This window comes from Reinekea marinisedimentorum, assembly GCF_004341165.1.
Classification (GTDB): domain Bacteria; phylum Pseudomonadota; class Gammaproteobacteria; order Pseudomonadales; family Natronospirillaceae; genus Reinekea; species Reinekea marinisedimentorum.
This window is the reverse complement of record NZ_SLZR01000016.1, coordinates 27,646-51,469: the sequence shown is the minus strand read 5'-3', so window position 1 is coordinate 51,469 and position 23,824 is coordinate 27,646. Positions and strand designations below refer to the sequence as shown.

Sequence of the window (23,824 nt, the reverse complement as noted above, 5' to 3'; positions counted from 1 at the left end):
GTCTAGCAGGCTTTGCTGTTATTCATCCTGCTCTGACTGGCTTTATTTATTCTCGACGCCCAGCCCGGAAACACTCTGGAAGCCTCGTGGCAGTTTATTACCCCGGCGACCTCGCTCGCCCTGGTAGTGTTCCAGATCAGAGCCTTTCAGCTTCAGCTTACGCTTACCGGAATAGACCAGCAGGGTATCGTCTGCACCCAGCACAACGGCACTGACCATCACCTCTTCACCGCTGGACGCACGGGAAGCCGGTATGTTGATGATCTTATTGCCTTTGCCCTTGGCAAGCTCGGGCAGATCTCTCAGCGGAAACACCAGCAGACGCCCTTCGTTGCTGACCGCAGCCAGATAGTCGGTGGCAAACTGACCAACCGGTTGCGGCGGCAGCACCTGGGCATTCGACGGCAGGCTCAACAACGCCTTACCGGCCTTATTCTTACTGACCATGTCGGCAAGCTTGGCGACAAAGCCGTAACCGGCATCTGAGCACAGCAGGTACTGTTCTTCCGGCTGCCCCAGCAGCAAGGCTTTCATCGCTGCGCCCGGTTGAGGGTTAAGCTTGGTCGTCACCGGCTCGCCCTGGCCACGCGCTGACGGCAGCATATGCGTTGCCAGCGAATAAGACCGGCCGGTCGAATCGATTAACACCGTTGACTCATTGCTCTTGCCCTGAGCCATATAGGCGAAGGCATCGCCGGCCTTGTAGCTTAAACCGGTCGGGTCAATATCATGGCCTTTGGCAGAACGAATCCAGCCGCGCTCAGAAAGAATGACGCTGACTGCTTCCGAAGGCAGAATATCGGTTTCGCTGAATGCCGCCGCTTCTGCGCGCGTCACCAGAGCGGTTCGGCGATCATCACCATAGGTTTCGGCATCGGCGAGGATTTCTTTCTTGATCAGGGTACGCATGCGCGCCTTCGAACCCAGAATTTTTTCCAGCTTTTCACGCTCGGCCGAAAGCTCATCCTGCTCACCACGAATCTTGATTTCTTCCAGTTTGGCCAGCTGACGCAACTTGATTTCCAGAATTGCCTCAGCCTGAATGTCGCTTAAACCAAAGCGCGCCATCAGCTCGGCTTTCGGATCTTCCTCGGTACGGATAATCTCAATAATCTCATCGATATTCAGATAGGCAATCAACAGGCCATCGAGAATATGCAGGCGAGCATTCACCTTATCGAGTCGGTACTGCAACCGGCGGCGTACGGTTTCGGTACGGAATTCCAGCCATTCTGTCAGAATGCCCACCAGCGATTTCACCTTCGGACGACCATCAACACCGATCACATTAAGGTTCACGCGAGCGGTCTTCTCCAGATCGGTGGTCGCGAACAGGTGGTTCATCAATGCGTCGATGTCAACCCGGTTGCTGCGCGGTTCAATCACCAGACGGGTTGGGTTTTCATGGTCTGACTCGTCGCGCAGATCGGCAACCATCGGCAGTTTTTTGGCCTGCATCTGTGCGGCGATCTGCTCCAGCACCTTAGAGCCGGAAACCTGATGCGGTAACTCGGTGATAATGATGTCGCCCGCTTCCCTGACAAACTTAGCGCGCAGACGTACCGAGCCACGACCGGTTTCATAAACCTTGCGCAGCTCTTCCTTCGGGGTAATCAGTTCGGCACCGGTGGCGTAATCCGGGCCACGAACATGCAGCATCAGATCAGCAACAGTGGCTTCGGGTTGGTCAATCAGGTGAACACAAGCGGCGGCCACTTCCTTGATATTATGCGGAGGAATATCCGTCGCCATGCCCACGGCAATACCCGTGGTGCCGTTAAGCAACACATGCGGCAAGCGCGCCGGCAAGACATTCGGCTCATTCAGGCTGCCATCGAAGTTCGGTGACCAGTCAACGGTGCCCTGCCCCAGCTCTTCCAGAAGAATCTGTGCGTTCTTGTGTAAACGGGATTCGGTGTATCGCATAGCGGCGAACGACTTGGGATCGTCCGGTGAACCCCAGTTGCCCTGACCATCAACCATCGGGTAGCGATAGGAAAACGGCTGAGCCATCAGCACCATGGCTTCATAACAGGCACTGTCACCATGCGGGTGATACTTACCCAGCACGTCACCGACGGTACGAGCCGACTTTTTATGCTTAGAGGTATTACGCAGGCCGAGCTCGCTCATAGCGTATATGATGCGCCGCTGAACCGGCTTCAATCCATCGCCAACATGCGGCAGGGCGCGGTCCAGAATGACGTACATGGAGTAGTCCAGATACGCCTTTTCGGTAAATTCGCTCAGCGAAAGTGATTCAGTAAAATCTGTGCTGTGTTCTGACATGAAAGAACCTGTTAAAAATCAATCGATTAGCGGTAGTGTCTCAATTTAGGGTAATACACACAATGCTATCGCTGGGTGTGATATTGAGGTGACAGCTCAACCACCGCTTCGATAAATGCTTTGGCATGGTCCGGGTCTACAAACTGATGAATACCGTGACCGAGGTTGAATACATGGCCGCTGCCCTGGCCGTACTCCTGCAGAATCTGGCCCACCTCCTGACGAATATATTCCGGCTTGGCGTACAGCACGCTCGGGTCCATATTGCCCTGCAGGGCAACCTTATCACCGACGCGTGAGCGCGCATCTGCCAGTGATGTGGTCCAATCCAGGCCCAGTGCATCTGCTCCGCTTTCAGCCATCGCCTCCAGCCACTGGCCGCCGCCTTTGGTAAAGAGAATAACCGGCACCTTGCGGCCCTCGGCTTCCCGGTTCAAACCAGCGACAATCTTAGTCATGTACTGCAATGAAAATTCTGTATAGGCGCGATGGCTGAGCGCCCCACCCCAGGAATCAAATATCTGCACAGCCTGAGCACCGGCGGCTATCTGTGCATTGAGATAGTCAATAATTACCTCGGCCAGCTGATCCAACAAGGCGTGCATCAGTGCCGGGTTGCTGTAAAGCATGGCCTTACTGTGGCGGAAGTCTTTACTGCTGCCACCTTCGATCATGTAGGTTGCCAGCGTCCACGGGCTGCCGGTAAAGCCAATGAGCGGCACCCGGCCATTGAGCTCACGCCGGATAGTGCTGACGGCATTCATGACGTAGCCCAGCTCATCATCCATTTTCGGGCGGCTCAGCAGAGCAAAATCCTGCTCGCTGCGGATGGTTTGCCGAAACTTGGGGCCTTCACCGGTTTCAAAATAAAGCCCCAGGCCCATGGCATCAGGAATGGTCAGAATATCGGAAAACAAAATGGCAGCATCCAGCGGATAACGCTCCAACGGCTGCAGCGTGACCTCACAGGCCAGATCGGCATTCTTGCACAGACTGAGAAAATCTCCGGCCCGCGCTCTGGTTTCACGGTACTCCGGCAAATACCGGCCGGCCTGACGCATCATCCAGATTGGAGTGCGGTCTACGGGTTGCTTGAGTAAGGCGCGTAAAAAGCGGTCATTTTGTAATTCTGTCACTGTGATATACCTGATAATTCTTTTGCTGGCAGTATACTGGCTGTTCCACCGACTTACGACGGCATTTAGTTTGATATGAACTTTCTCGGGCATTGCCTTTTCTCTGACGACACGCCCGCCGCCCTGGCAGGCAGCCTGTGGCCGGACTTTGCCAGAAGGCCTGCCGAAGGAACCTGCTCGGCAAGCTTTTTCAGCCACTTCGACCGGCACCAGTACATCGACCGGCTAACAGATAACAGCGAAATTCTGTTGCCGGTAAGAGAGCAGCTGAGGCCGGTGTTCAGGAAAACAACGCCGGTTATCATCGATATGATGCTCGACCATCACATTGCCATTCACTGGCGCAACTACCACAGCCTGCCGCTGGAGCAATTTTCCAATGCCGCCTATGCAAAAATTGCAGCCTTTGATGAGTTGCCCGCACCAGAACGGCTGCAACGTACCCTCAGCTCAATGATGCAATACGATTGGTTTGTCGGTTACCGCTCCAGAAAGGGAATTCATAATGCGCTACTCGGGGTTGCCCGCCGGGTCCGTTTTCAGAACCCGATTGAACAGAACGCACCTCTGGCGATCGACTGGACGTATGACTTTGAATCTACGCTTGATCAGTATATCGATATGCTCAGGTCACATATCTGAGCGAATAGCCGCAAAGGTGCGGTACCAGGGTTGCTGACCGGCAAACGGCTCCGGTAGCGATGCAGCGTCTTTTACGGCCGCCTCTTTCGTGGTGTAACGGCCGTAGATCAGAATAAACCAAGGCAATCCTTTATACTGAGTTTCTACCAGATCAACCTTTTCCGGCTGACTGAACTTAGCTTTCAGCGGAACCAGCTTTTCCCGTTCGCGGACACCAATCAACTGCATGGTGAACTCAGCATCGGCTGCGATATCAATCAAGCGTGTTGATGACGGCTTTATATCAACCACTTCTGCTTGCTGCACGGGCTCTGCGGGGGCCTTTGGCTCTTCAACAGCCTTACTCTCAACCTCACTAACGACCTCAGGCTGCGCAACCACGGCTTGTTCAGGTTCAACGGGGGCGGTGGTCACGTCAGACTTAACTTCCGCTGCCTTCTGTGGCGTTAATGCAGCTGATTCACGTTCGGCATTAGGTTGCGCCTGAATTGCCTCTACCTTAGCCACGGCCTTGGCAAGCTTTTCTTCAATGGAGGTCATTCCGCTTTCTGCGACAGGCGTGATTGCCGATTGAATTTCGATTTCATCGGTTTTTTTTACATTGGCATTGTAAAGGAAGGCGAGCACAACCAGGCAAAGGGCTGCCAGGCCGGCAATGACATGGGTGACTGGAAAAGCCTGCTTCTTCTCGGTTGTTTTAAAGGTTGAGCCAATCAGATAGTCACGCGCAATTTCGTTGAGTTCCATTGGCAACCCCTTTGCCAACTGATTCAACCGGCTTATATCCTTTTCCGTAAAGGGAAAGATATTCATACCACCGGCGGCAACCAGCCTGTCTTTCAGATACTGGCTGGCATCGAGCGGAGCAAAGGGGGTGAGTTCGTGTGCATAACAGGCTTCTTCATCCAGAGCGGCCGGCAGCTTTTCGACGGAATCCGCTAACCAGAACTGACGAATACGAAACTCGGTATCTTCACTCAAGCCTCTGATCTGCTGTAAACAGGAAAATACGTCCTTGGGCAGGCGATCAGCAAATTGCACCACGATTAAAAACATTTCATCGTTTTGTGCTCTTTGGGAAGCCAGTTCGACCAACTGCGGCAGCAACAGCTCCGGGTTACTTTCTACACGCAAACCCAAACCCAGCTGGCCAACAACCTCTTTGAGCAATGCCACAACAGACTCGGTATCGGAGCCATCAATCCAGGCGATGCGCCAGTGATCTTCCAGCATTTTCAGAACATGCTGTGCCAGCGTGCGCTTACCGCTACCGGGTTGACCATAAAGCAGGATTTCTTGTGGGCTGTAAGAAAGCAGGTGGCGGATGGTTTCGGCAGCCTCATAGCGGCCACCGGCACCACTGAATACCATAGCATCAACCAGTGCACCAAACGGATCGTGGTGCAGGTTGTAGTGTTCTTGCATACGCTCGGATTGTTCAGACAGGTCCATCAGCCAGCTCTCCAAAACTAATCCAATTTATTTAAACGGCAAATATTCGGGCTGTCTAGCGACTTTTACCCGCGCAAACCTCAACGGCAAAAATGACTTAGCGTCTCACTCAGTAATGCACTATCAAATTCTGCGGTCACTTCCGCCTGACCCAATGCCGTAATCAACACCAGTCGCAGCGTGCCGGACTCAACTTTTTTATCCCGATACATGGCTGCCAGAAAGTTTTCAGGTGTCATTTTCTCCGGCACCTCGACCGGAAGCGCTGCAGCATTCACCAAGGTTTTAATACGCGCAACAACAGACGGCTCAATATTACCCATGCGAGCCGACAAATCGGCCGCCATAAGCATTCCTACCGCGACAGCTTCACCGTGCAACCAGACACCGTAGCCCATTGTTGTTTCAATGGCATGGCCAAAGGTGTGTCCTAAATTCAGGATCGCTCGTATGTTTTGTTCGGTCTCATCCTGCTCAATAACAGAACGCTTAATTTGGCAGGAGCCCTCGATAACGTCTGCCAGAGTTGCAAGATCCAGGCTGAAAATCTTATCCAGATTCTGCTCAAGGTAGGCGAAATAGGATTCATCCTGAATAACACCGTGCTTAATAACTTCGGCAAAGCCGGCAGAAAATTCCTTGGGCGGTAATGTCGTCAGGGTGGAAGGATCAATCAATACCGCAAGAGGCTGCTTAAAAGCACCAATCATATTTTTGCCCAGCGGGTGATTCACGCCGGTTTTACCACCCACTGAAGAATCGACCTGAGACAATAAGGTAGTGGGTACCTGCACGAAATCAACGCCGCGCTGATAACAGGCGGCAGCAAAACCAGTCATGTCACCAATAACACCGCCACCCAGTGCGACCAGGGCCACCTTCCGGCTGAAATTACCTTCGAGTAAGACATCAAAGATTTTATTGACTGTATCAAGGGTCTTGAACTTTTCGCCGTCCGGTAACACTACGGCTTCAACACGCTTGCCGGCATTCACCAGTGGAGCTTTCACCGTTTCAAGATACAGCGGGGCCACTGTTTCATTAGAAACGATAACAATTTCTTTGTGCGGTAAGGTTTCGACAATTAAGTCCGGGTTGGTTAGACAATTACCAATATAGATCGGGTAGCTGCGTTCAGCTAAATCAACTTGAAGAGTTTTCATGGTTTGGCTCTGAGAGATGCTGCAGTATTTCCTGCGCAACTAATTTTGGTGGTTTACAGTTTGTGACAACCTCAATATCGGCCAGACGCTCGTATATCGGATTACGGGTCTGTGCAAGGCCGGCCAGAATGTCTTCCGGATTTTCAGCCTGTAGAAGTGGTCGATTCTTATCCTTCGCGGTGCGCTCTAACTGCTGCTCGATCGAGGTAACCAAATAAACAGTGATTCCCTGCTGCAGCATTTTTTGATTTTCAGGCTTTAGAATACAACCGCCGCCGGTGGCTATGATTTGCGGCGGTTCTCTTAGCACCTCATCGAGTGCGGCAGTTTCCCGCTCACGAAAGCCCTGCTCGCCTTCGATATCAAAGATCCAGGGTATAGAAGCCCCTGCTCGGTTTTCTATGACTTTATCGAGGTCAACAAAAGGACAAGTAAGTTGTTCAGATATAAAGCGACCAATGGTGCTTTTGCCAGCGCCCATTGGTCCTATTAGGATTACATGTTTCTGAAGAAGCATTAGTTAAAAAGCATGTCCTCTTCAATCAATGTAGGCGTGATAAAGATCAACAGCTCGGATTTTTCGTCTGATGATGTTTCACGTTTGAACAGGTTGCCGATGACCGGCAGGTCACCAAAGAATGGTGTTTTGTCTTCTGTCCAACTGGTTTCTACACGATATACACCACCCAGCACCAGCGTTGCACCATTCTCAACCAATACCTGTGTGGTTACGGTATTGGTATCGATTGCGGTCAAACCGGAGCTGGAAGTGGTTGATACTGAATCCTGGTTTACAGTCAGGTTTAATACCACACGGTCGTCCGGGGTAATCTGTGGCGTCACATCCAGTTTCAGACCTGCTTCAACCAATTCACCCAGAATTGCAACGTTCTGACCGGAGAAGATGCTTGCCTGCTGACCATCCTGAGTAATCACTTTTGGTTGAGAAATTACTTCAGCCTGACCGGTCGATTCCAGTGCGGAAATTTCCAGCTCAATATCAAACAGCCCCTGGGTAAAGCCAATTGCAAACGACCCGGTGTTGCTGTCTAACGGAAGACCGACTGCCAGCATGTCGTCAAAGTCGATGGTTTCCCCGTCGTCGTCTACCGTGTTTGCGTTCTGATCCAAAGAACCGGACGCATGGAAGTTACCTGAGCCAACATCTTCATAAATCTGTCCGCCCCATTGCACACCCAAACCCTCATCGATGGAAGTTCGGGCAGATACGATGCGGGCTTCAATCAGCACTTGTCGTACCGGCACATCGAAAATTGCGATGGCTTTACGGATACCTTCCAAATTTGTCGCGGTGTCGGTAATGACCAGTGTATTGGTTCGCGAATCAACAACGATACTGCCGCGGGATGAGAGGAATCCGTTACCGGTCGTCTCAACGGTCGTTTGACCCAGCTGATTCAATTCCGTTGTTGTTGCGGTGGTACGATCTGCAGAGTTAATGATAGTCGCAATATCTTCCGCTTTGGCATAATTGATCTGCACATATTCTGTTCTTAGAGCGGCCAGTTTTTCTGCCTGATCTCTCGCCTCCAGGGCTAATTTATCCTGCTCTGCCAGCTCAGCTGAAGGCGCAATGCGTAAAACGTTACCGGACTGACGCTTATCCAGACCGTTGGTATTCAATACCAGGTCGAGTGCCTGATCCCACGGCACATTGTTCAGACGCAGGGTAATGGAACCACTGATCGAATCTGAAGCGACAAGGTTAAAGCCAACATAATTCGCCATAATCTGCAGGACATCACGCACTTCCACATCCTGGAAATTCAGTGATAGCTTTTCACCGGTGTACGGGAATTTCTCTTTCAGACGGGCTTCAGCTTCTTCCTCGGTTAACTGGTTTACTTCAACGGTCATGCTGTTGTCAGACTGATAAGCGAGGTAGTCATAGGCGCCATCTACATCAAGGCGGATATAGGCGTCATTGTCTTCATTGAACACACTGATGTAGTGAACCGCCGTTGCAAAATCAATAACATCCAGACGGCGACGCAGTTCAGAAGGCACTTCAAAATCTTCAACCCGAATCACAATGTCGCCTGCCTCTTCATAGACAGATGCATTAGCGCCTGAATTGGCAAACTGAATAGCAACCTGACCGGCACCGGCTTCAGTGCGGCGGAAATCGACATCAGATACCTCATTGGAGGCCTTGGCTATCGCTTTCGGTGCTGGCGCGGCTGCAGTTGCTGGCGCAGGCTGAGTGACAGCTGGCCCTTTAGGCTTGTCGGAAACCAGAGATTGAACACCATCCCCGATGAAAACCGAAAGCACGTTACCATTCACTTCAGACGCGTAGGAAACCAATTGAGAGAGGCTGAAAACAATACGCACCCGATCTCCAGTATCCAAAACAGCCGCATTGCGGGTGTTGCCACTACCAATTTGAATATACTTGCTATCGAGTTGGCTGGAAGCACCGACAAAATCAAGAGAGATTCGTGCCGGGTCTTCGATACTGTAACCCACCGGCTCCGGGGCAGCACCATCGAATGTCAACACCACCTGAGTCCGGTCACCTGACAATGAGAGAACTTCAAAATCAGTCAGGTTTACTGCAAACGCTTTGGCTGCAAGCACTAACGCGAAGAAAGTCCCTAAACGCTTCATTTTTTCTTGTACCTTCACTATTTTCATCTTACAACCCCTTTATTGATCCAGACCATTCAGCAAGATCACCCGCGGTCTTTCGACCCAGTTCTCTTTGCCGGATGGAACGATCTCAATCAGATCAATCTGAGTTTCACTAATATCAACGATACGACCAAAGTTACGCCCCAGGTAATTCCCTACCCGAACCTTATGAACTTCGCCCTGCGCGTCTTTTACCAATGCCCACAGCACCTCTTCAGCGTCAAGGCCATAGAGCGTGCCGACCATGGAGATATTTTCAATACGAAACGTTTCCAGGTATTCCTTTACACGCCCAAAGTCAGGCGACACATTGCTTTTCGGTGCATTCTTTTCTTCTGCTACCAGCTCTACAGGCCTGGGCACTTCAAATGGTGAACGCAAGCTACTGGCGGTGTAAGAAACGAACTCTGGCTGAGCAAACTCCGGAGGTGGTGGAATTTTACCTTTAGGTCGGGAATCCTGTTCCTGAACGAATGCCTTTAAATCTGTCAGAGGGTCCTGCTTAACACAGGAAAAGAGCACCAAAGGCAAAACAAGAACAACAAGAGCTTTATTAACAACGCTCATTACTCATCGCCTCCCTTGTAACGGTAAGTCTTAGCCAGAATGGTCATTTTCAGAGGCGCTTCAGAATCGTTCTCATCATTTGAGCGAGCCACACCCTCTAGCGAAAAGTCATGCAGGGTTACAATCCTTGGAATGGCCGCCATTGAACTGACAAAGTTGCCCATCTCATGGTAAGAGCCATTCACTGTAATGCTAATCGGGGTCTCGATATAGAACTCTTTAACCACATCATTGGCTGGTTCTATACGATCGACCTCCAGGCCGCTCTGTGTTCCGGTGGTACTGATATCATCAATCAGGCCCGGCATTTTCACATCTTCCGGCAACTGAGACAGCAGCACATCAAAGTTTTCCTGCATCTCGGTGAGTTGTAGCTTGAACGCATCCAGATTGGCGACCTGGAAAGATTTAGTTTGATATTGCTGCTTCAGCGTAGGCTCTCTGGAAACAACACGATCGTATCTGGAATAGGAATCTTTAATAAGGAACCAATAAAACCCGAACACGATCAACACACTCAACAGCAGACAGGTTGTTATTTTGATGGCTAATGGCCAAGAGCCCATATTGTTAAAGTCGGGATTTTGATAATCGAAGTTTTCCTGCTTGAACCCTTCAAAGAACGCTTTCATCTTCATTGTTGATCCTCCTCTGTCTTCAGAGGATTTACCCGATTAACCCGAAGCTCGAATGTGTGACCGACAACCTCCTGGCCCTCTTTAATAGATTCCATCTTCTGCATAAAGGTATTATCAAACCAAGGAGAGGCATCAAGATTACGGAGAAAGTCTGAAATACTGGCGGCCTTATCTGCCCGAGCGGAAATTGAAATGGTGTTGCCTTTAGAATCCAGCCTGCGGAAGTAAACACCATCCGGCGTTGAACGAACCAGCTCTTCAAAGACGTGAACGATAATAGGACGGTCACCCTGAAGGCTTTGTACGACCTCCATTCGATCAATCAGCTGCTCCCGCTTACTGCGCAGCTGTTGGATCTCTTCAATCTTACTGTCCAACTCTTTGATTTTGTTTTCCAGATAGGCATTGCGAGAATTTTGAGTGCTGATCTGGTTTTGAACGGATTGATTCCAGAACCAGCCAACTGCTGCTGCTGCGACCAAAACACCAACTAAAATGGTAACAAATTGACTCTGTCGAGCTTTTCGACGCTCTTCACGCCAGGGGCGTAAATCAATATTTGCCATCTTCGAAACTCCTTAATGCTAAACCACAAGCAATCATCATTGCTGGAGCATCGTTAGTCAGATTAGCAGCATTAACTTTGTTGGATAGAGTCATATTTGCAAACGGGTTGGCGATTAATGTATTGGTTCCGATTTTTTCCTGAACTCTCTGAGCAAGACCAGGGATCGAAGCCGTACCGCCGGCAAGGATAATGTAATCGACATCGTTATACTGTGAAGCAGCAAAGAAAAACTGCAATGAACGGCTAACCTGCTGAACAATCGCCTCTTTAAACGGCTCCAGAACTTCACTTGGATAGTCGTCCGGCAAGCCACCCTGTTTTTTGGCCAGGCCAGCTTCTGCCTGAGTCATGCCATAGCGGCGCATAACTTCTTCGGTCAGTTGCTTACCCCCGAACAGCTGCTCGCGGGTATAAATAGTTTTACCATCATTCAACACGCTCAGCGTGGTCATGGTGTGACCGATATCGACGATGGCAACCGTCAGGCTGTCATCGGTTTGTTCAAGTTGCTGTGCAAGCAGCGTATAAACCCGCTCCAGAGCAAAAGCCTCTACATCTACAGCCTTGCAGGCGATATTGGCAATACCCAATGCAGTTTCACGATATTCGACGTTTTCTTTCCGGCAGGCGGCGAGCAGAACATCAACCAGGTTATCTCCCTTCTGCGAAGGCCCCTGCACTTCAAAATCGATCGCAACTTCATCTAAAGGATAGGGAATGTACTGATCAGCCTGAACCTGAATATCGGTTTCCATCTGATCTTCAGACAAGTCTGCGCCCATCTCGATGGTTTTGGTGATCACCGAAGAACCGGCAACCGCAACCGCAGCTTCGGTCAGTTTGGTCCGAGACTTGGATTTCAGCTTTTCAATCGCTTCACCAACGCTGGTTTCATCGTTGATATTTTTTTCAACCACGGCATTATCAGGCAATGGCTCTACAGCGTATGCTTCTACCCGATATCCATCACCAGAACGACTCAGCTCCATCAGCTTCACTGAGGTAGAACTGATGTCGATGCCAAGTAACCTTTTTTGCTTCTTTTTGAATAAGGAGGCCACCGATATTTCCCTTCAACAACACACACTTACGCATGCTTTTTAGTATTTACATTAACTATTACATAACACAATAGACCAATGCGCAATGTATAAAAAGCTCTAAATCGGCTTATAATCTACGCTTCTTGTCGGCATTTTAACGTAACTCCTTCATTTAATTGGAAAAACATGAAACTTGTTATCAGATCAATACATTTCCTGTTGTGGCTAGGCTTTTTAGCAATTTGTGGCTCGGTTCTCATTTCCGCCAGCGTGTATCTCTATTTGTCTCCGCACCTGCCGGATGTAGTCACCCTAAAAGACTTCAAACTGCAAACGCCAATGCGGATTTTAAGCTCAGACAACAAGCTAATTGCAGAATACGGAGAGATACGTCGCACTCCGCTGACATTTGATCAGGTGCCCGTACCATTTGTTCAGGCGTTAATCGCCATTGAAGACAAACGCTTTGAGGAACACCACGGTGTTGACCCCATTCGCTTCACACGCGTTACGCTCGATGTTCTCATCACCGGCGATAAAGAAGGCGCTGGCGGCTCAACCCTGACCCAGCAGGTCGCCCGTAACTATTTCTTAACACAACAGAAAACCTTTACCCGTAAGTTCACTGAAATCTTGCTTGCCCTGAAGATGGAGCAGGAGCTCACTAAAGCAGAGATCTTTGAACTTTATATTAACAAGCATTTTCTGGGTTACCGGTCCTACGGCATCCAGGCGGCCGCCACTGTTTACTACGGCAAGGACATCAATGATTTAAGCCTAGCACAGCTTGCTATGATTGCCGGGCTGCACCAGCTTCCTTCAGGTGCCAACCCCATTTCCTATCCTGACAGGGCATTACGCAGAAGAAATACCGTTCTCGATGCTATGTTAGCGAACGCTTACATTACCGAAAGCGAGCACTCACTTGCCGTCGCCGAACCTATTGATGCGAGCTACCATGGCAACAATCCGGATTTTGAAGCCTACTACCTTGCCGAGATGGTGCGTGCCGAAATGCTCGAGCGCTTTGGCGAAGCAGCCTATACAGATGGCTACAGCATTTACACCACTGTAAACAGCGACCTTCAGGTCGCAGCCAATCGCGGCGTGCGCAAAACGCTGCTGAGTTACAGCCGCCGCCATGGCTATAGCGGGCGCGAAGAGCACTTCAACCCTGAGGGCGCTGACGGTCGTGAAATTTTCAAAAACCGACTTGAACGACTCAACAAGACCCCGGTGTTCGGCGATCTGATCCCGGCGCTGGTTGTTCCCGGCGATGAATCCACGCTGAGCTTCATCCCCAAAGGTGACGACAAGGTTTACAGCCTGACTCTGGAAGAGATCTCCTGGGCACGAAAGCGCATTAGCGTAAACGAAAGAGGGCCTGAAATTACCAGCAGCTATCAGGTTGCGGTACCCGGCGACCTGATCCGACTGGAAAAAACAGCAACCGGCTGGGCTCTTGCTCAGGTCCCGGAAGCTCAGGGAGCCCTGGTTGCGCTATCACCAACAGACGGCAGTATTCAGGCAATGGTCGGCGGTTTTGATTTCATTCTGAACAAATACAACCGCGCCGTGCAATCGAGCCGCCAGCCCGGCTCAAACTTCAAACCATTCATATACAGTGCAGCCATTGATGCCGGCTACACACCGGCATCAATCGTGAATGATGCGCCGATTGTCAGAGCTGACGCCTCTCTGGAAGATGTCTGGCGCCCAAAAAACTCCGGCGACCGCTACCTTGGGCCAATACCGATGCGCCAGGCTCTGTACCAATCCCGGAACCTGTCCAGCATTCGAATTCTCGACTCCATCGGCATTCGCTATGCACGCAACTACGCTGAGCGGTTTGGATTTAAAGCTGAAGAGCTGGCAAACGATATGACCCTGGTTCTGGGCAGTACGGCCATGTCGCCGTTAAAGGTGGCCACCGGTTATGCCGTTTTCGCAAACGGCGGCTATCAGGTTGAGCCCTATTTCATCCAAAGAATTGAAGATAAGTCCGGTAATATCCTGTTTGAGGCAACGCCTAAAACGGTCTGTCGCGGTTGCCCGGAAGCACCTTCGTACCTGGAGGGTGAAACTGATCCCGCCAACGAAAACGCAGTAGCTATCGATATCACGCCATTGGCACTGGCAGTCGACCAGGAAGCAAGCCAAGCGACGGCTGGCAGTACTGCGAAAAAGTCATACGCCCCACAGGTCCTGTCACCGCAAACGGCCTTCCTGATGAACTCCATGCTGCAGGATGTCATTCAAAAAGGCACCGGGCGCGCCGCCAGAAGTGAATTGAACCGCTCCGACCTGGCAGGTAAAACCGGTACCACTAATGATGCCGTTGATGCCTGGTTCACCGGCTACAACGGCGATTATGTGGCAACCGCCTGGGTTGGGTACGACTCCAATACCTCTCTCGGCAACAACGAATTCGGCGGTAAAGCCGCCCTGCCGGCCTGGCTGGAGTTTATGAAAACCGCACTTGAGAACAAACCACTGAATTCACAGCCTCAGCCTGTGGGCATTGTGCAGGTGCGCATTGACCCAGCAACCGGCTTGTTAGCCCGACCGGGCAGCTCGGGCGCCAGGTTTGAGTTCTTCAAAGAAAACAATGTCCCGACTGAGTACAGCAACTCGGCACTCACCATCGATTTCAGTGCCGAGCAAACCCTGCCGCAAACTGAGAATGGCGCACCTCCGGCCAGTGCGCCGGTCGAAAGCCTGTTCTGAAAAAACCTGTACTGAAAAAGTATCAGGCCAAAAAAAAACCGCACCTTAGGGTGCGGTTTTTTTATCAGCGAGTCAGCGATTATTCCGCGACTTTAGCCTTATCTTCTTCTGTCACTTCTTTGATCGACAGCTTCACACGGCCCCGAGCATCAACGTCCAGAACCTTAACGATGACTTCTTCGCCTTCTTTCAGCTTATCGGTCACCTTCTCAATACGCTCCTGAGCGATCTGAGAGATATGCACCAGACCATCTTTACCCGGCAGGAAGGTAACGAAGGCACCAAAGTCAGCCAAACGGGCAACCTTACCTTTGTACACTTCACCAATTTCAGGTTCAGCAGTAATGGCCAGAATCATGTTGCGGGCAGCCAGTGCGCCTTCTTTGGTTGAACCATAGATGCGCACAGTGCCGTCATCCTGGATATCCACTTCAGCACCGGTCTGATCGATAATGCTGCGAATGGTTGCACCACCTTTACCGATAACATCGCGGATTTTGTCCTGATCGACCTTCATAACGTCCATCGTAGGCGCGTTATCCGGCAGTTCCGGACGTGAATAGCCAATGACTTTAGCCATTTCACGCAGAATATGCAGACGAGCATCCAGAGCCTGCTCCAGAGCGATCTCCATGATTTCTTCAGTAATACCCTGAATCTTGATATCCATCTGCAGCGCAGTAATACCACCTTCAGTACCGGCTACTTTAAAGTCCATGTCACCCAGGTGATCTTCATCGCCCAGAATGTCAGTCAGAACAGTAAAGCCGTCACCTTCTTTCACCAGACCCATGGCAATACCAGCAACCGGGTTCTTAACCGGTACACCCGCATCCATCATCGCCAGAGAAGCACCACACACAGAGGCCATCGAAGAAGAACCGTTTGATTCGGTAATTTCAGACACAACACGAACGGTATATGGGAAGTCATCAGTCGTTGGCATCATCGCCAGCACACCGCGCTTAGCCAAACGGCCATGGCCGATTTCACGACGACCAACGCCACCCATACGGCCCGCTTCACCTACCGAGAACGGAGGGAAGTTATAGTGCAGCATGAAGTTATCGGTCATGGTGCCGTGCAACATGTCTTCCATCTTGCCGTCACGCAATGTGCCCAAAGTTGTCGTCACCAGAGCCTGAGTTTCACCGCGGGTAAATAAGGCAGAACCATGCGCACCAGGCAGTACACCGACTTCAACCTTGATTGGGCGAACGGTTTTACCGTCACGACCATCGATGCGTGGCTCACCGGCAACAATTCGCTGACGCACGGTCAGTTTTTCAATCTTGCTGAACATAGCAGACACGTCGTCCGCAGAAGGCTCACCCTCGTCAACAGCGATTTTCTCAACAGCATCTGCGCGCAGATCGTTCAGTGCGGCATAACGCTGCATTTTATCGGCGATCTGATAGCACTCAGCGATCTTGGCGGCATAGGCTTCAGAAACCTTTGCTTTCAGCTCTTCGTTTTCAGCTTCTGGCTGCCAATCCCATGCTGGCTTGGCGTTTTCAGCTGCAAAGGCTTTAATCGCAGTGATCACAGACTGGAATTCCTGATGCGCAAACAGAACAGCACCCAGCATCTGATCTTCAGAAAGCTCATCGGCCTCTGATTCCACCATCAATACGGCGCTTTCAGTACCGGCAACAACCATATCCAGCTTAGAGCTTGCCAGGGTTTCATAGCTCGGGTTGATGACATAGCCACCTTCATCGGTATAGCCAACACGCGCTGCACCAATCGGGCCGCTGAATGGAATACCAGATACAGCCAGCGCCGCAGAAGTTGCGATCATGGCTGCGATATCCGGATCATCCGTCTTATTTGCCGACAGTACGTTGATGATTACCTGAACTTCGTTCATGAAGCCTTTCGGGAACAGTGGACGAATCGGACGGTCGATCAGTCGTGAGGTCAGCGTTTCTTTTTCAGACGGACGACCTTCACGCTTCAGGTAACCACCCGGAATACGACCCACAGAGTAGAACTTTTCCTGATAGTGAACAGACAGAGGGAAGAAATCCTGACCTGGTGAAACACTGTCTTTTGCTACGACAGTTGCCAGAACAACGGTATCTTCAATTGTACATACAACGGCACCGGTTGCCTGACGGGCAACACGACCGGTTTCCAGTGTTACAGTTTTGCCACCGAACTCAAAAGAGGTGGTCTTAGGGGTTAAATCTAACATTTAACGTTCCTTCTTAATGACTGTAACGATGCTTCTATCCATGGACTTGCGCTTTACAAACACATGGATAGAAGCCCCAATTCAATCTGGGCAGTAATCGTTAACAGTCGGGTTAATTTAATTCAAAGAGCGGCAAAGCAGGCAAACAGATATCTGCCAGAAACGAGAAAGGGCTCAACAAAGAGCCCTTTTAGAAATCGGATGATTATCGACGCAGACCCAGGCGTTTAATCAGAGATGCATAACGTGCAACGTCTTTACGCTTCAGGTAGTCCAATAACTTACGGCGCTGGTTAACCATACGGATCAGGCCGCGACGAGAGTGGTGATCTTTTGCGTGATCTTTAAAGTGAGACTGCAATGTTTCGATGTTTGCAGTCAGCAGCGCTACCTGAACTTCAGGAGAACCGGAATCTGTTTCACTTTGACCGAACTCTTTAATGATTTCTGCTTTCTTTTCGACACTTAATGCCATTTTTAATACTCCAGGAATGTGCGTTCTATTCATCTAATGTCTGCCGTGCACATTAACAGCAACATCAAATTCAGTCTGAATCAGCTGAACCGCGGCGATTATACACAAGCCGCAGTCACGAACCAACCTATTCGCTATCGCGCTTGGCAACCAACCGAACCGGCTGCAGCCGTTGACCATTTCTGCCTTCACCGACACCCAGAAAAGCGCCGGTACTGCTGTAAACTCGGGCCTCACCGACCACCGGTTCAAACTGAATATCGTTGCCATGACTGAACAACCGACTCTGCTTTTCATTGAGATCGACCCTGGGCAAATGCCCAAGCAGCTCATCAATTGATATTAGGTAGCTATCCAGCGTCTGAAAGTCTTCCTGCTCGCGCAGTGCCTCTAGTGCATCCACCGTATGGGCATCCGCAAGCTGAAATGGGCCATGAGAAGTGCGACGCAGGCTTTTTACATGCGCCCCGCACCCTATAGCATCACCAATATTGGCAACCAACGTTCGAATATAGGTGCCTTTGGAGCAATGAACACTCAATGAAAACTCAGGTTCAGACAGCCCTTGCACACGGTTTTCATAGATCGTTACCGGACGCGGCTCCAGCTCAATGGTTTCACCTTGACGGGCCAGCTCGTACAGCTTTTTACCATCCCGCTTCAACGCGGAATACATGGGCGGAATCTGCTCGATATCACCAGTGAAACGCGCTGCGATCAGCGCTTCCAGCTCTTTCTGCTGAACCGCCGGCACCGGCGCTTCCGCGACCACCTCACCTTCCGCATCCAGCGTATCGGTACAAATACCCAAGACGCCGGTTGTTAGATAACGCTTATCGGAGTCCAGCAGGTAACGGGTAAACTTTGTCGCCTCACCAAAACAAATAGGCAGCAGCCCGGTTGCTGCAGGGTCGAGCGCACCGGTATGGCCGGCCTTTTGCGCCTGATAGATCCAGCGAATTTTCTGCAGCAGGCCGTTTGAACTGAACCCTGCCGGCTTATCAACCAATACAACACCATCAATGGCGCGGCCTTTACGCTTACGCGCCATGCTTAGTCTTCCTGCGCGTCTGATTCGTGCTTATCGTTATCTTCCGAGATAGCCTTATCGATCAGCGCCGAGACTTTAGATCCGGATTCAATAATGGCATCGTAATGAAAGCGCAATTGCGGGATAACCCTCAGGCTCAAGCCCTTGGCCAGTTGCGAACGCATAAAACCTGCGGCCTGGTTCAGCAGCTTGGACTGCTCGACACGCTTGGCTTCCTGCTCATCTTCTTCACCCTGCGCACCAAACGCCATGCAGGTGAAATACACATCAGCATAGGAAAGATCAGACGACACACGAACGTCGTTAATGGTTACCATACCAACGCGCGGATCTTTAATTTCCTGCTGAATAATCTTCGACAGATCACGCTGAATCTGATCGCCAATTTTTCGAATGCGACTACTGTTACTCGCCATTTTTCGAACTCCTGAATACAAAAAAACCGGCTTAGCCATTAGCGAAGCCGGTCATTATTAATTACGCCGATTAGGCGTCATCGATAGTGCGGGCCACTTCTTTGACATCGAATACTTCGATCTTGTCGCCTACCTTAACGTCGGTGTAGTTCTTAACGCCGATACCACACTCCATATTCTGACGCACTTCCTGAACGTCATCTTTAAAGCGACGCAGGGATTCCAGCTCGCCTTCATAGATAACCACTTCATCGCGCAGAACACGGATGCGCTTGTTACGGTAGACCGTACCTTCAACCACCATACAGCCGGCAATCTGGCCGAACTTAGGCGAGTTAAAGACATCGCGCACTTCCGCAAGACCTACAATCTCTTCACGCAGGTCTGGAGCCAGCATGCCGCTCAGCGCCGCCTTAACATCGTCGATCAGATCATAGATAACGTTGTAGTAACGCAGATCCAGGCCGCCACGCTCAATGGCTTCACGGGCTTTGCCGGTTGCACGAACGTTAAAGCCGAAGACAACGGCACCAGAAGTAATCGCCAGGTTCGCATCAGATTCAGAGATTGCACCGACACCGCCGGCAACAATGTTCACCTTCACTTCGTCATTACCCAGCTTGAGCAGAGAGCCGTTAATCGCTTCCAGTGAACCACGTACGTCTGTTTTCAGAACAACGTTGAGAACCTTCTTCTCGGCATCACCCATGTTGGAGAACAGAGCATCCAGCTTAGCCGCCTGCTGCTGCGCCTGCAGAGCACCCTTGCTGCGTGAGGAGCGCAATTCAGCAACTTCACGGGCCGCACGCTCGCTTTCTGCAACAACAAATTCGTCACCGGCTTCCGGTGTACCGTTCAGGCCCAGAATCTGAGCAGGAATGGATGGACCGGCTTCATCGATCGGTTGAGCGGTTTCATCCAGCAGCGCACGAACGCGACCGTAATGAGAACCGGCCAGTACGATGTCACCACGCTTAAGCATACCGGACTGAACCAGAACGGTTGCAACGGCACCACGGCCTTTATCCAGACTCGATTCAATGACCACACCTTTACCCGGGCCAGTCGCATGCGCTTTAAGCTCAAGCAGCTCGGCTTGCAGGGAGATCGCTTCCAGCAGCTCTTCGATACCCTGACCGCTGTGTGCCGACACCTGAATAAACTGTGTATCACCACCCCAGGATTCAGGAATAACGTCCTGCTGGGCAAGTTCATTGGTTACACGATCCGGATCTGCAGATTCTTTATCGATCTTGTTGATCGCAACGACCAGAGGCACACCCGCCGCTTTAGCATGCTGGATGGCTTCCTGAGTCTGAGGCATCACACCGTCATCGGCAGCGACCACCAGAATAACAACGTCAGTTGCCTGTGCACCACGCGCACGCATCGCAGTAAAGGCGGCGTGTCCCGGTGTATCCAGGAAGGTGATCATGCCGCGTGAAGATTCTACGTGGTAAGCACCAATATGCTGGGTAATACCACCGGATTCGCCGGCAGTTACGCGTGACTTACGGATATAGTCAAGCAAACTGGTTTTACCGTGGTCAACGTGACCCATCACGGTAACAACCGGTGCGCGCGATTCGAGTTCACCCTGATAGGAAACTTCCATCATGGTGTCTTCCAGCGCGTTTTCATTAACGATCTTGTAACTGTGACCCATCTCTTCAACAATCAGAATGGCCGTATCCTGATCCAGCGTTTGGTTAACGGTCGCCATTACACCCATCTTGAACAGATTCTTCACAACTGCAGCCGACTTCTCAGACATTTTCTGAGCAAGCTCAGCAACAGTAATGCTTTCGCCCAGTTCAACTTCGCGAACAACCGGAGCTGTTGGTTTTTCAAACTGATGCTCAAGGCTCTTCTTCGGTCGCTTCGCTTTACGACGGCGGCCAAAGCCTTCATCGTCCAGCGCTACCAGCATTTGCTGATGCTTGTTACCGGTACGGTGCGTAGAAGCACGCTGCGCCTGAACCTTCTGGCTGCCTTTCTTGTGGCCGGCTTTACGACCGGCTTCAGCAACACCATCATCATCACGACGCGGTGTATCACGCACAGTTTTTGGCTGACGTTTTTTCTGGGCGTCGCCTGTTGCTATTTGCGCTTCCTGTTCAGCGGCATCACCACCGGCAGCTTTCGCGCCCTTGGCTTTCGCTGCTTTTTCAGCGGCTTCGGCAGCGGCTTTTTCCTCTGCCTGTTTCTTCAGCTGCGCTTCTTTTTCCTGAGCAGCCTTCAAACGTGCGGCTTCTAACTTCGCGTCTTCTTCAGCGCGCTTAGCAGTGCGATCGTCTTCAACCTTAGGCGCCTGGGCAGCAGCAGGAGCCGCCGATTCATCGCGCTTAACATAGGTTCGCTTTTTACGAACCTCAATGCTCACAGTCTTGTTCTTTGAACCACCGGTTTTCAGAGTCGTAGTGACCTTACGCTTCAGCGTAATTTTCTTTGGCGCATCAGCTTTATCGCCATGACTCGTTTTCAAATGGTTCAGTAATTTCTGTTTTTCGTCATCACTGACTGAATCAGACTCTTTCTTTTGAGATAAACCCGCAGCTTTCATCTGAGTCAATAGCTTGTCTACGGGAGTGCCAACCGAATCGGCTAACTGCTTAACTGTTACTTCGGACATCAAATTCTCCTTCCCGCCTATTCATTTTCAAACCATGGAGCTCGTGCAGCCATGATCAGTTTCCCGGAGGTCTCTTCATCCAGACCGCTGACATCAACCATTTCGTCGATGCTCAGCTCTGCCAGATCTTCCATGGAAACAATACCTTTGCTTGCCAGAACCAGCGCCAGATGCTCATCCATACCTTCCATTTCCAGAAGGTCCTGTTGCGGCTCTGCAGATTCCAGCTGTTCTTCACTGGCAAGCTCTTGTGTTAGCAATACGTCTTTCGCACGCTGACGTAACTCTTCAACCAGATCTTCGTCGAAGCCTTCAATTTCCAGCATTTCAGCCAGAGGTACATACGCAACTTCTTCCAGCGTGGTGAACCCTTCTTCGACCAGCACCCCGGCGAAGTCTTCATCGATACCTAACTTATCGATAAAGTGCGCAACCAACTGGCCAACTTCCTGTTCCTGACGTGCACCGGCTTCATCTTCAGTGATGACATTGATGGTCCAGCCGGTCAATTCGCTTGCCAGACGAACGTTCTGGCCGTTACGGCCAATGGCCATTGCCAGGTTGTCTTCAGCGACGGCAACTTCCATGGTGTGCGCATCTTCATCCATAACGATCGATGCAACCTCGGCCGGAGCCATTGCATTAATCACCAGCTGAGCCGGGTTATCGTCCCAGAGGATAATATCAACACGCTCATTACCCAGTTCGTTAGAGACTGCCTGCACACGTGAACCACGCATACCGACACAGGCACCGACCGGATCAATTCGGCCGTCATTGGTTTTCACCGCGATCTTTGCACGGGAACCCGGATCACGCGCACAGGAGCGGATCTCAATAATCTCTTCCTGAATTTCCGGTACTTCAATTCGGAACAGCTCAACCAGCATTTCATTACTGGATCGGCTCAACACCAATTGAGGACCACGACCTTCAGACTTAATGGATTGAAGAACAGCACGGACCCGATCTGCCAGACGGAAGGCTTCTCGACCGATCATTTCTTCACGCGGCAACACAGCTTCTGCGTTACCACCCAGATCAATTATCAGGGCATCACGTGTCACTTTTTTAACTGTGCCGGAAACCATTTCACCGACACGTTCACGGTACATATCAACAATGCGGGCACGCTCAGCATCACGAACCTTCTGTACGATAATCTGCTTGGCAGCCTGCGCACTGATGCGGCCAAAAGCCGCGCTTTCTACTTGCTTCTCGTAAATATCACCGGGCTGAAGCGTTGTATCCACTTCATGGGCTTCCTCTGTAGTCCATTGAGAACCCAGCAGTGGTACCACATCGTCACTCACAACTTCCCAACGCTGAAAGGTTTCATAGTTACCGGTTTTACGGTCAATTACGACGTAGACATCGGCCTCCCCTTCGTCGTCTAAGCGCTTTTTCGCAGCCGTTGCTAAAGCCTGTTCCATCGCATCAAAAATAACTTCGCGTGAAACACCCTTTTCGTTTGCAACCGCATCTACGACCAAGAGTAATTCTTTGCTCATCGTTTCAGCCTCTTTCAATCGTTTGAGCCAATGGCCCGGTTATGTCTTATTAATTACTTAAAGTTCGGAATAATCCGACCTTTATCGATACTTTCAATCGGCAGTAAAAACTCTTCGCCATCAACCTGAACAACGACATCGCCGTCTTCAACTCCGTTAATAACGCCTTTGAAATTTTTACGACCTTCAAACGCAAAGCGCAGTTTTATTTCAACCCACTCACCCTTGCTTTGCTCGTACTGCTCAGCAGTGAACAACGGCCTGTCCATACCCGGAGAGGAAACCTCAAGTGTATAGTTTGTTGAAATGGGGTCTTCCACATCCATAACTGCACTGATCTGACGACTTACGTCTGCACAGTTATCAACGTTAATACCATTCTCATGGTCAATATAAATGCGCAGAGTTGAAAACTTCCCGCTGCGGACGTATTCAATACCCCAAAGCAAGAAGCCCATACCGGTGACAACCGGTTCAATCAACGCATTTAACTCATCAATCTTTGCCACTTTATTAAGCCTGTAACCTATAAAAAAATTATCGGATGCCACGACTTCAAAAAAACGGACATCTTAAAACTAAAAAACCCCTTCAGTGAGGGGCTTAAAGTAAACGTTTATTTAAAGAGACACCCCCGGTGTCTCTGCGTACGCAATAAAAAA

At 50.7% G+C, this 23,824-nt stretch carries 19 protein-coding genes; 2 read left to right on the top strand and 17 right to left on the bottom strand.

Annotated features, from left to right (window positions below; all coding sequences use genetic code 11):
* Positions 1–42: 42 nt before the first annotated feature.
* The gene (gene parC / locus BCF53_RS15395) at positions 43–2,289 is read right to left on the bottom strand and encodes a DNA topoisomerase IV subunit A (RefSeq protein WP_132702966.1); all 2,247 of its coding nucleotides are present in this window, start codon (positions 2,287–2,289) and stop codon (positions 43–45) included.
* A gap of 65 nt (positions 2,290–2,354) precedes the next feature.
* A complete protein-coding gene (hemE, locus tag BCF53_RS15390) occupies positions 2,355–3,431 on the bottom strand; it encodes a uroporphyrinogen decarboxylase (RefSeq protein ID WP_279389140.1) in 1,077 nt (358 codons plus the stop codon).
* 69 nt (positions 3,432–3,500) lie between these two features.
* Between hemE and BCF53_RS15385 the strand changes: the two genes are divergently transcribed.
* A complete protein-coding gene (locus BCF53_RS15385) occupies positions 3,501–4,067 on the top strand; it encodes an acyl carrier protein phosphodiesterase (protein WP_132702964.1) in 567 nt (188 codons plus the stop codon).
* Here BCF53_RS15385 and BCF53_RS15380 read toward each other — a convergent pair.
* From BCF53_RS15380 to BCF53_RS15345, 8 genes are all read right to left on the bottom strand, one after another.
* Entirely contained in the window at positions 4,056–5,519 is a 1,464-nt protein-coding gene (locus BCF53_RS15380) for an SPOR domain-containing protein (RefSeq protein ID WP_132702963.1), read from the bottom strand. The two genes, BCF53_RS15385 and BCF53_RS15380, sit on opposite strands and share 12 nt — an antisense overlap.
* A gap of 80 nt (positions 5,520–5,599) precedes the next feature.
* Positions 5,600–6,682, bottom strand: a complete 1,083-nt coding sequence (gene aroB / locus BCF53_RS15375) for a 3-dehydroquinate synthase (protein ID WP_132702962.1) — start codon at positions 6,680–6,682, stop codon at positions 5,600–5,602.
* Complete coding sequence (locus BCF53_RS15370) at positions 6,663–7,199, bottom strand: shikimate kinase (protein ID WP_132702960.1); 537 nt, start codon at positions 7,197–7,199, stop codon at positions 6,663–6,665. Before BCF53_RS15370 ends, aroB begins: the two co-directional genes overlap by 20 nt.
* Positions 7,199–9,340 (bottom strand): type IV pilus secretin PilQ, encoded by a 2,142-nt coding sequence (locus BCF53_RS15365; protein ID WP_132702958.1) that lies wholly within the window; start codon positions 9,338–9,340, stop codon positions 7,199–7,201. Before BCF53_RS15365 ends, BCF53_RS15370 begins: the two co-directional genes overlap by 1 nt.
* A 12-nt stretch (positions 9,341–9,352) precedes the next feature.
* Entirely contained in the window at positions 9,353–9,904 is a 552-nt protein-coding gene (locus BCF53_RS15360; RefSeq protein WP_132702956.1) for a pilus assembly protein PilP, read from the bottom strand.
* Positions 9,904–10,542 (bottom strand): type IV pilus inner membrane component PilO, encoded by a 639-nt coding sequence (locus BCF53_RS15355; protein ID WP_207902754.1) that lies wholly within the window; start codon positions 10,540–10,542, stop codon positions 9,904–9,906. Before BCF53_RS15355 ends, BCF53_RS15360 begins: the two co-directional genes overlap by 1 nt.
* The gene (locus BCF53_RS15350) at positions 10,539–11,108 is read right to left on the bottom strand and encodes a PilN domain-containing protein (RefSeq protein WP_132702954.1); all 570 of its coding nucleotides are present in this window, start codon (positions 11,106–11,108) and stop codon (positions 10,539–10,541) included. The genes BCF53_RS15355 and BCF53_RS15350 overlap by 4 nt, the downstream gene beginning before the upstream one ends.
* Positions 11,095–12,171: a pilus assembly protein PilM gene (locus BCF53_RS15345; RefSeq protein WP_132702952.1), complete on the bottom strand. Its 1,077-nt coding sequence runs from the start codon at positions 12,169–12,171 to the stop codon at positions 11,095–11,097. Before BCF53_RS15345 ends, BCF53_RS15350 begins: the two co-directional genes overlap by 14 nt.
* Before the next feature lie 168 nt (positions 12,172–12,339).
* Between BCF53_RS15345 and BCF53_RS15340 the strand changes: the two genes are divergently transcribed.
* Complete coding sequence (locus BCF53_RS15340; RefSeq protein ID WP_132702950.1) at positions 12,340–14,880, top strand: penicillin-binding protein 1A; 2,541 nt, start codon at positions 12,340–12,342, stop codon at positions 14,878–14,880.
* A gap of 79 nt (positions 14,881–14,959) precedes the next feature.
* Here the strand turns inward: BCF53_RS15340 and pnp are convergent, their stop codons facing one another.
* The 7 genes from pnp to rimP form a co-directional block, all read right to left on the bottom strand.
* Positions 14,960–17,077, bottom strand: coding sequence for a polyribonucleotide nucleotidyltransferase (gene pnp / locus BCF53_RS15335; protein ID WP_132702948.1), 2,118 nt, complete (start codon positions 17,075–17,077; stop codon positions 14,960–14,962).
* Positions 17,078–17,282: 205 nt separating this feature from the next.
* Positions 17,283–17,552, bottom strand: coding sequence for a 30S ribosomal protein S15 (gene rpsO, locus BCF53_RS15330; protein ID WP_132702946.1), 270 nt, complete (start codon positions 17,550–17,552; stop codon positions 17,283–17,285).
* 127 nt (positions 17,553–17,679) lie between these two features.
* On the bottom strand, positions 17,680–18,603 hold the full coding sequence (gene truB / locus BCF53_RS15325) for a tRNA pseudouridine(55) synthase TruB (RefSeq protein WP_132702944.1): 924 nt from the start codon (positions 18,601–18,603) through the stop codon (positions 17,680–17,682).
* A 2-nt stretch (positions 18,604–18,605) separates the two neighbouring features.
* Positions 18,606–19,019, bottom strand: a complete 414-nt coding sequence (gene rbfA / locus BCF53_RS15320) for a 30S ribosome-binding factor RbfA (RefSeq protein ID WP_132702942.1) — start codon at positions 19,017–19,019, stop codon at positions 18,606–18,608.
* A 70-nt stretch (positions 19,020–19,089) separates the two neighbouring features.
* On the bottom strand, positions 19,090–21,651 hold the full coding sequence (gene infB / locus BCF53_RS15315) for a translation initiation factor IF-2 (protein ID WP_132702940.1): 2,562 nt from the start codon (positions 21,649–21,651) through the stop codon (positions 19,090–19,092).
* A 17-nt stretch (positions 21,652–21,668) separates the two neighbouring features.
* Positions 21,669–23,162 carry a transcription termination factor NusA gene (nusA, locus tag BCF53_RS15310; RefSeq protein ID WP_132702938.1) on the bottom strand — a complete coding sequence of 498 codons (1,494 nt, stop codon included), beginning with the start codon at positions 23,160–23,162 and terminating at the stop codon, positions 21,669–21,671.
* 53 nt (positions 23,163–23,215) lie between these two features.
* Positions 23,216–23,671 carry a ribosome maturation factor RimP gene (rimP, locus tag BCF53_RS15305; protein WP_165901941.1) on the bottom strand — a complete coding sequence of 152 codons (456 nt, stop codon included), beginning with the start codon at positions 23,669–23,671 and terminating at the stop codon, positions 23,216–23,218.
* Positions 23,672–23,824 lie beyond the last annotated feature (153 nt).

Bases quoted from the DNA above. Each gene is read 5' to 3' on its own strand.
- BCF53_RS15365 (WP_132702958.1), bottom strand. From the start codon at position 9,340: ATGAAAATAGTGAAGGTACAAGAAAAAATGAAGCGTTTAGGGACTTTC.
- pnp (WP_132702948.1), bottom strand. From the start codon at position 17,077: ATGTTAGATTTAACCCCTAAGACCACCTCTTTTGAGTTCGGTGGCAAA.
- parC (WP_132702966.1), bottom strand. From the start codon at position 2,289: ATGTCAGAACACAGCACAGATTTTACTGAATCACTTTCGCTGAGCGAA.
- BCF53_RS15340 (WP_132702950.1), top strand. From the start codon at position 12,340: ATGAAACTTGTTATCAGATCAATACATTTCCTGTTGTGGCTAGGCTTT.
- BCF53_RS15385 (WP_132702964.1), top strand. From the start codon at position 3,501: ATGAACTTTCTCGGGCATTGCCTTTTCTCTGACGACACGCCCGCCGCC.
- rpsO (WP_132702946.1), bottom strand. From the start codon at position 17,552: ATGGCATTAAGTGTCGAAAAGAAAGCAGAAATCATTAAAGAGTTCGGT.
- BCF53_RS15350 (WP_132702954.1), bottom strand. From the start codon at position 11,108: ATGGCAAATATTGATTTACGCCCCTGGCGTGAAGAGCGTCGAAAAGCT.
- rbfA (WP_132702942.1), bottom strand. From the start codon at position 19,019: ATGGCGAGTAACAGTAGTCGCATTCGAAAAATTGGCGATCAGATTCAG.
- aroB (WP_132702962.1), bottom strand. From the start codon at position 6,682: ATGAAAACTCTTCAAGTTGATTTAGCTGAACGCAGCTACCCGATCTAT.
- BCF53_RS15380 (WP_132702963.1), bottom strand. From the start codon at position 5,519: ATGGACCTGTCTGAACAATCCGAGCGTATGCAAGAACACTACAACCTG.
- truB (WP_132702944.1), bottom strand. From the start codon at position 18,603: ATGGCGCGTAAGCGTAAAGGCCGCGCCATTGATGGTGTTGTATTGGTT.
- BCF53_RS15355 (WP_207902754.1), bottom strand. From the start codon at position 10,542: ATGAAGATGAAAGCGTTCTTTGAAGGGTTCAAGCAGGAAAACTTCGAT.
- BCF53_RS15370 (WP_132702960.1), bottom strand. From the start codon at position 7,199: ATGCTTCTTCAGAAACATGTAATCCTAATAGGACCAATGGGCGCTGGC.
- nusA (WP_132702938.1), bottom strand. From the start codon at position 23,162: ATGAGCAAAGAATTACTCTTGGTCGTAGATGCGGTTGCAAACGAAAAG.
- infB (WP_132702940.1), bottom strand. From the start codon at position 21,651: ATGTCCGAAGTAACAGTTAAGCAGTTAGCCGATTCGGTTGGCACTCCC.
- BCF53_RS15360 (WP_132702956.1), bottom strand. From the start codon at position 9,904: ATGAGCGTTGTTAATAAAGCTCTTGTTGTTCTTGTTTTGCCTTTGGTG.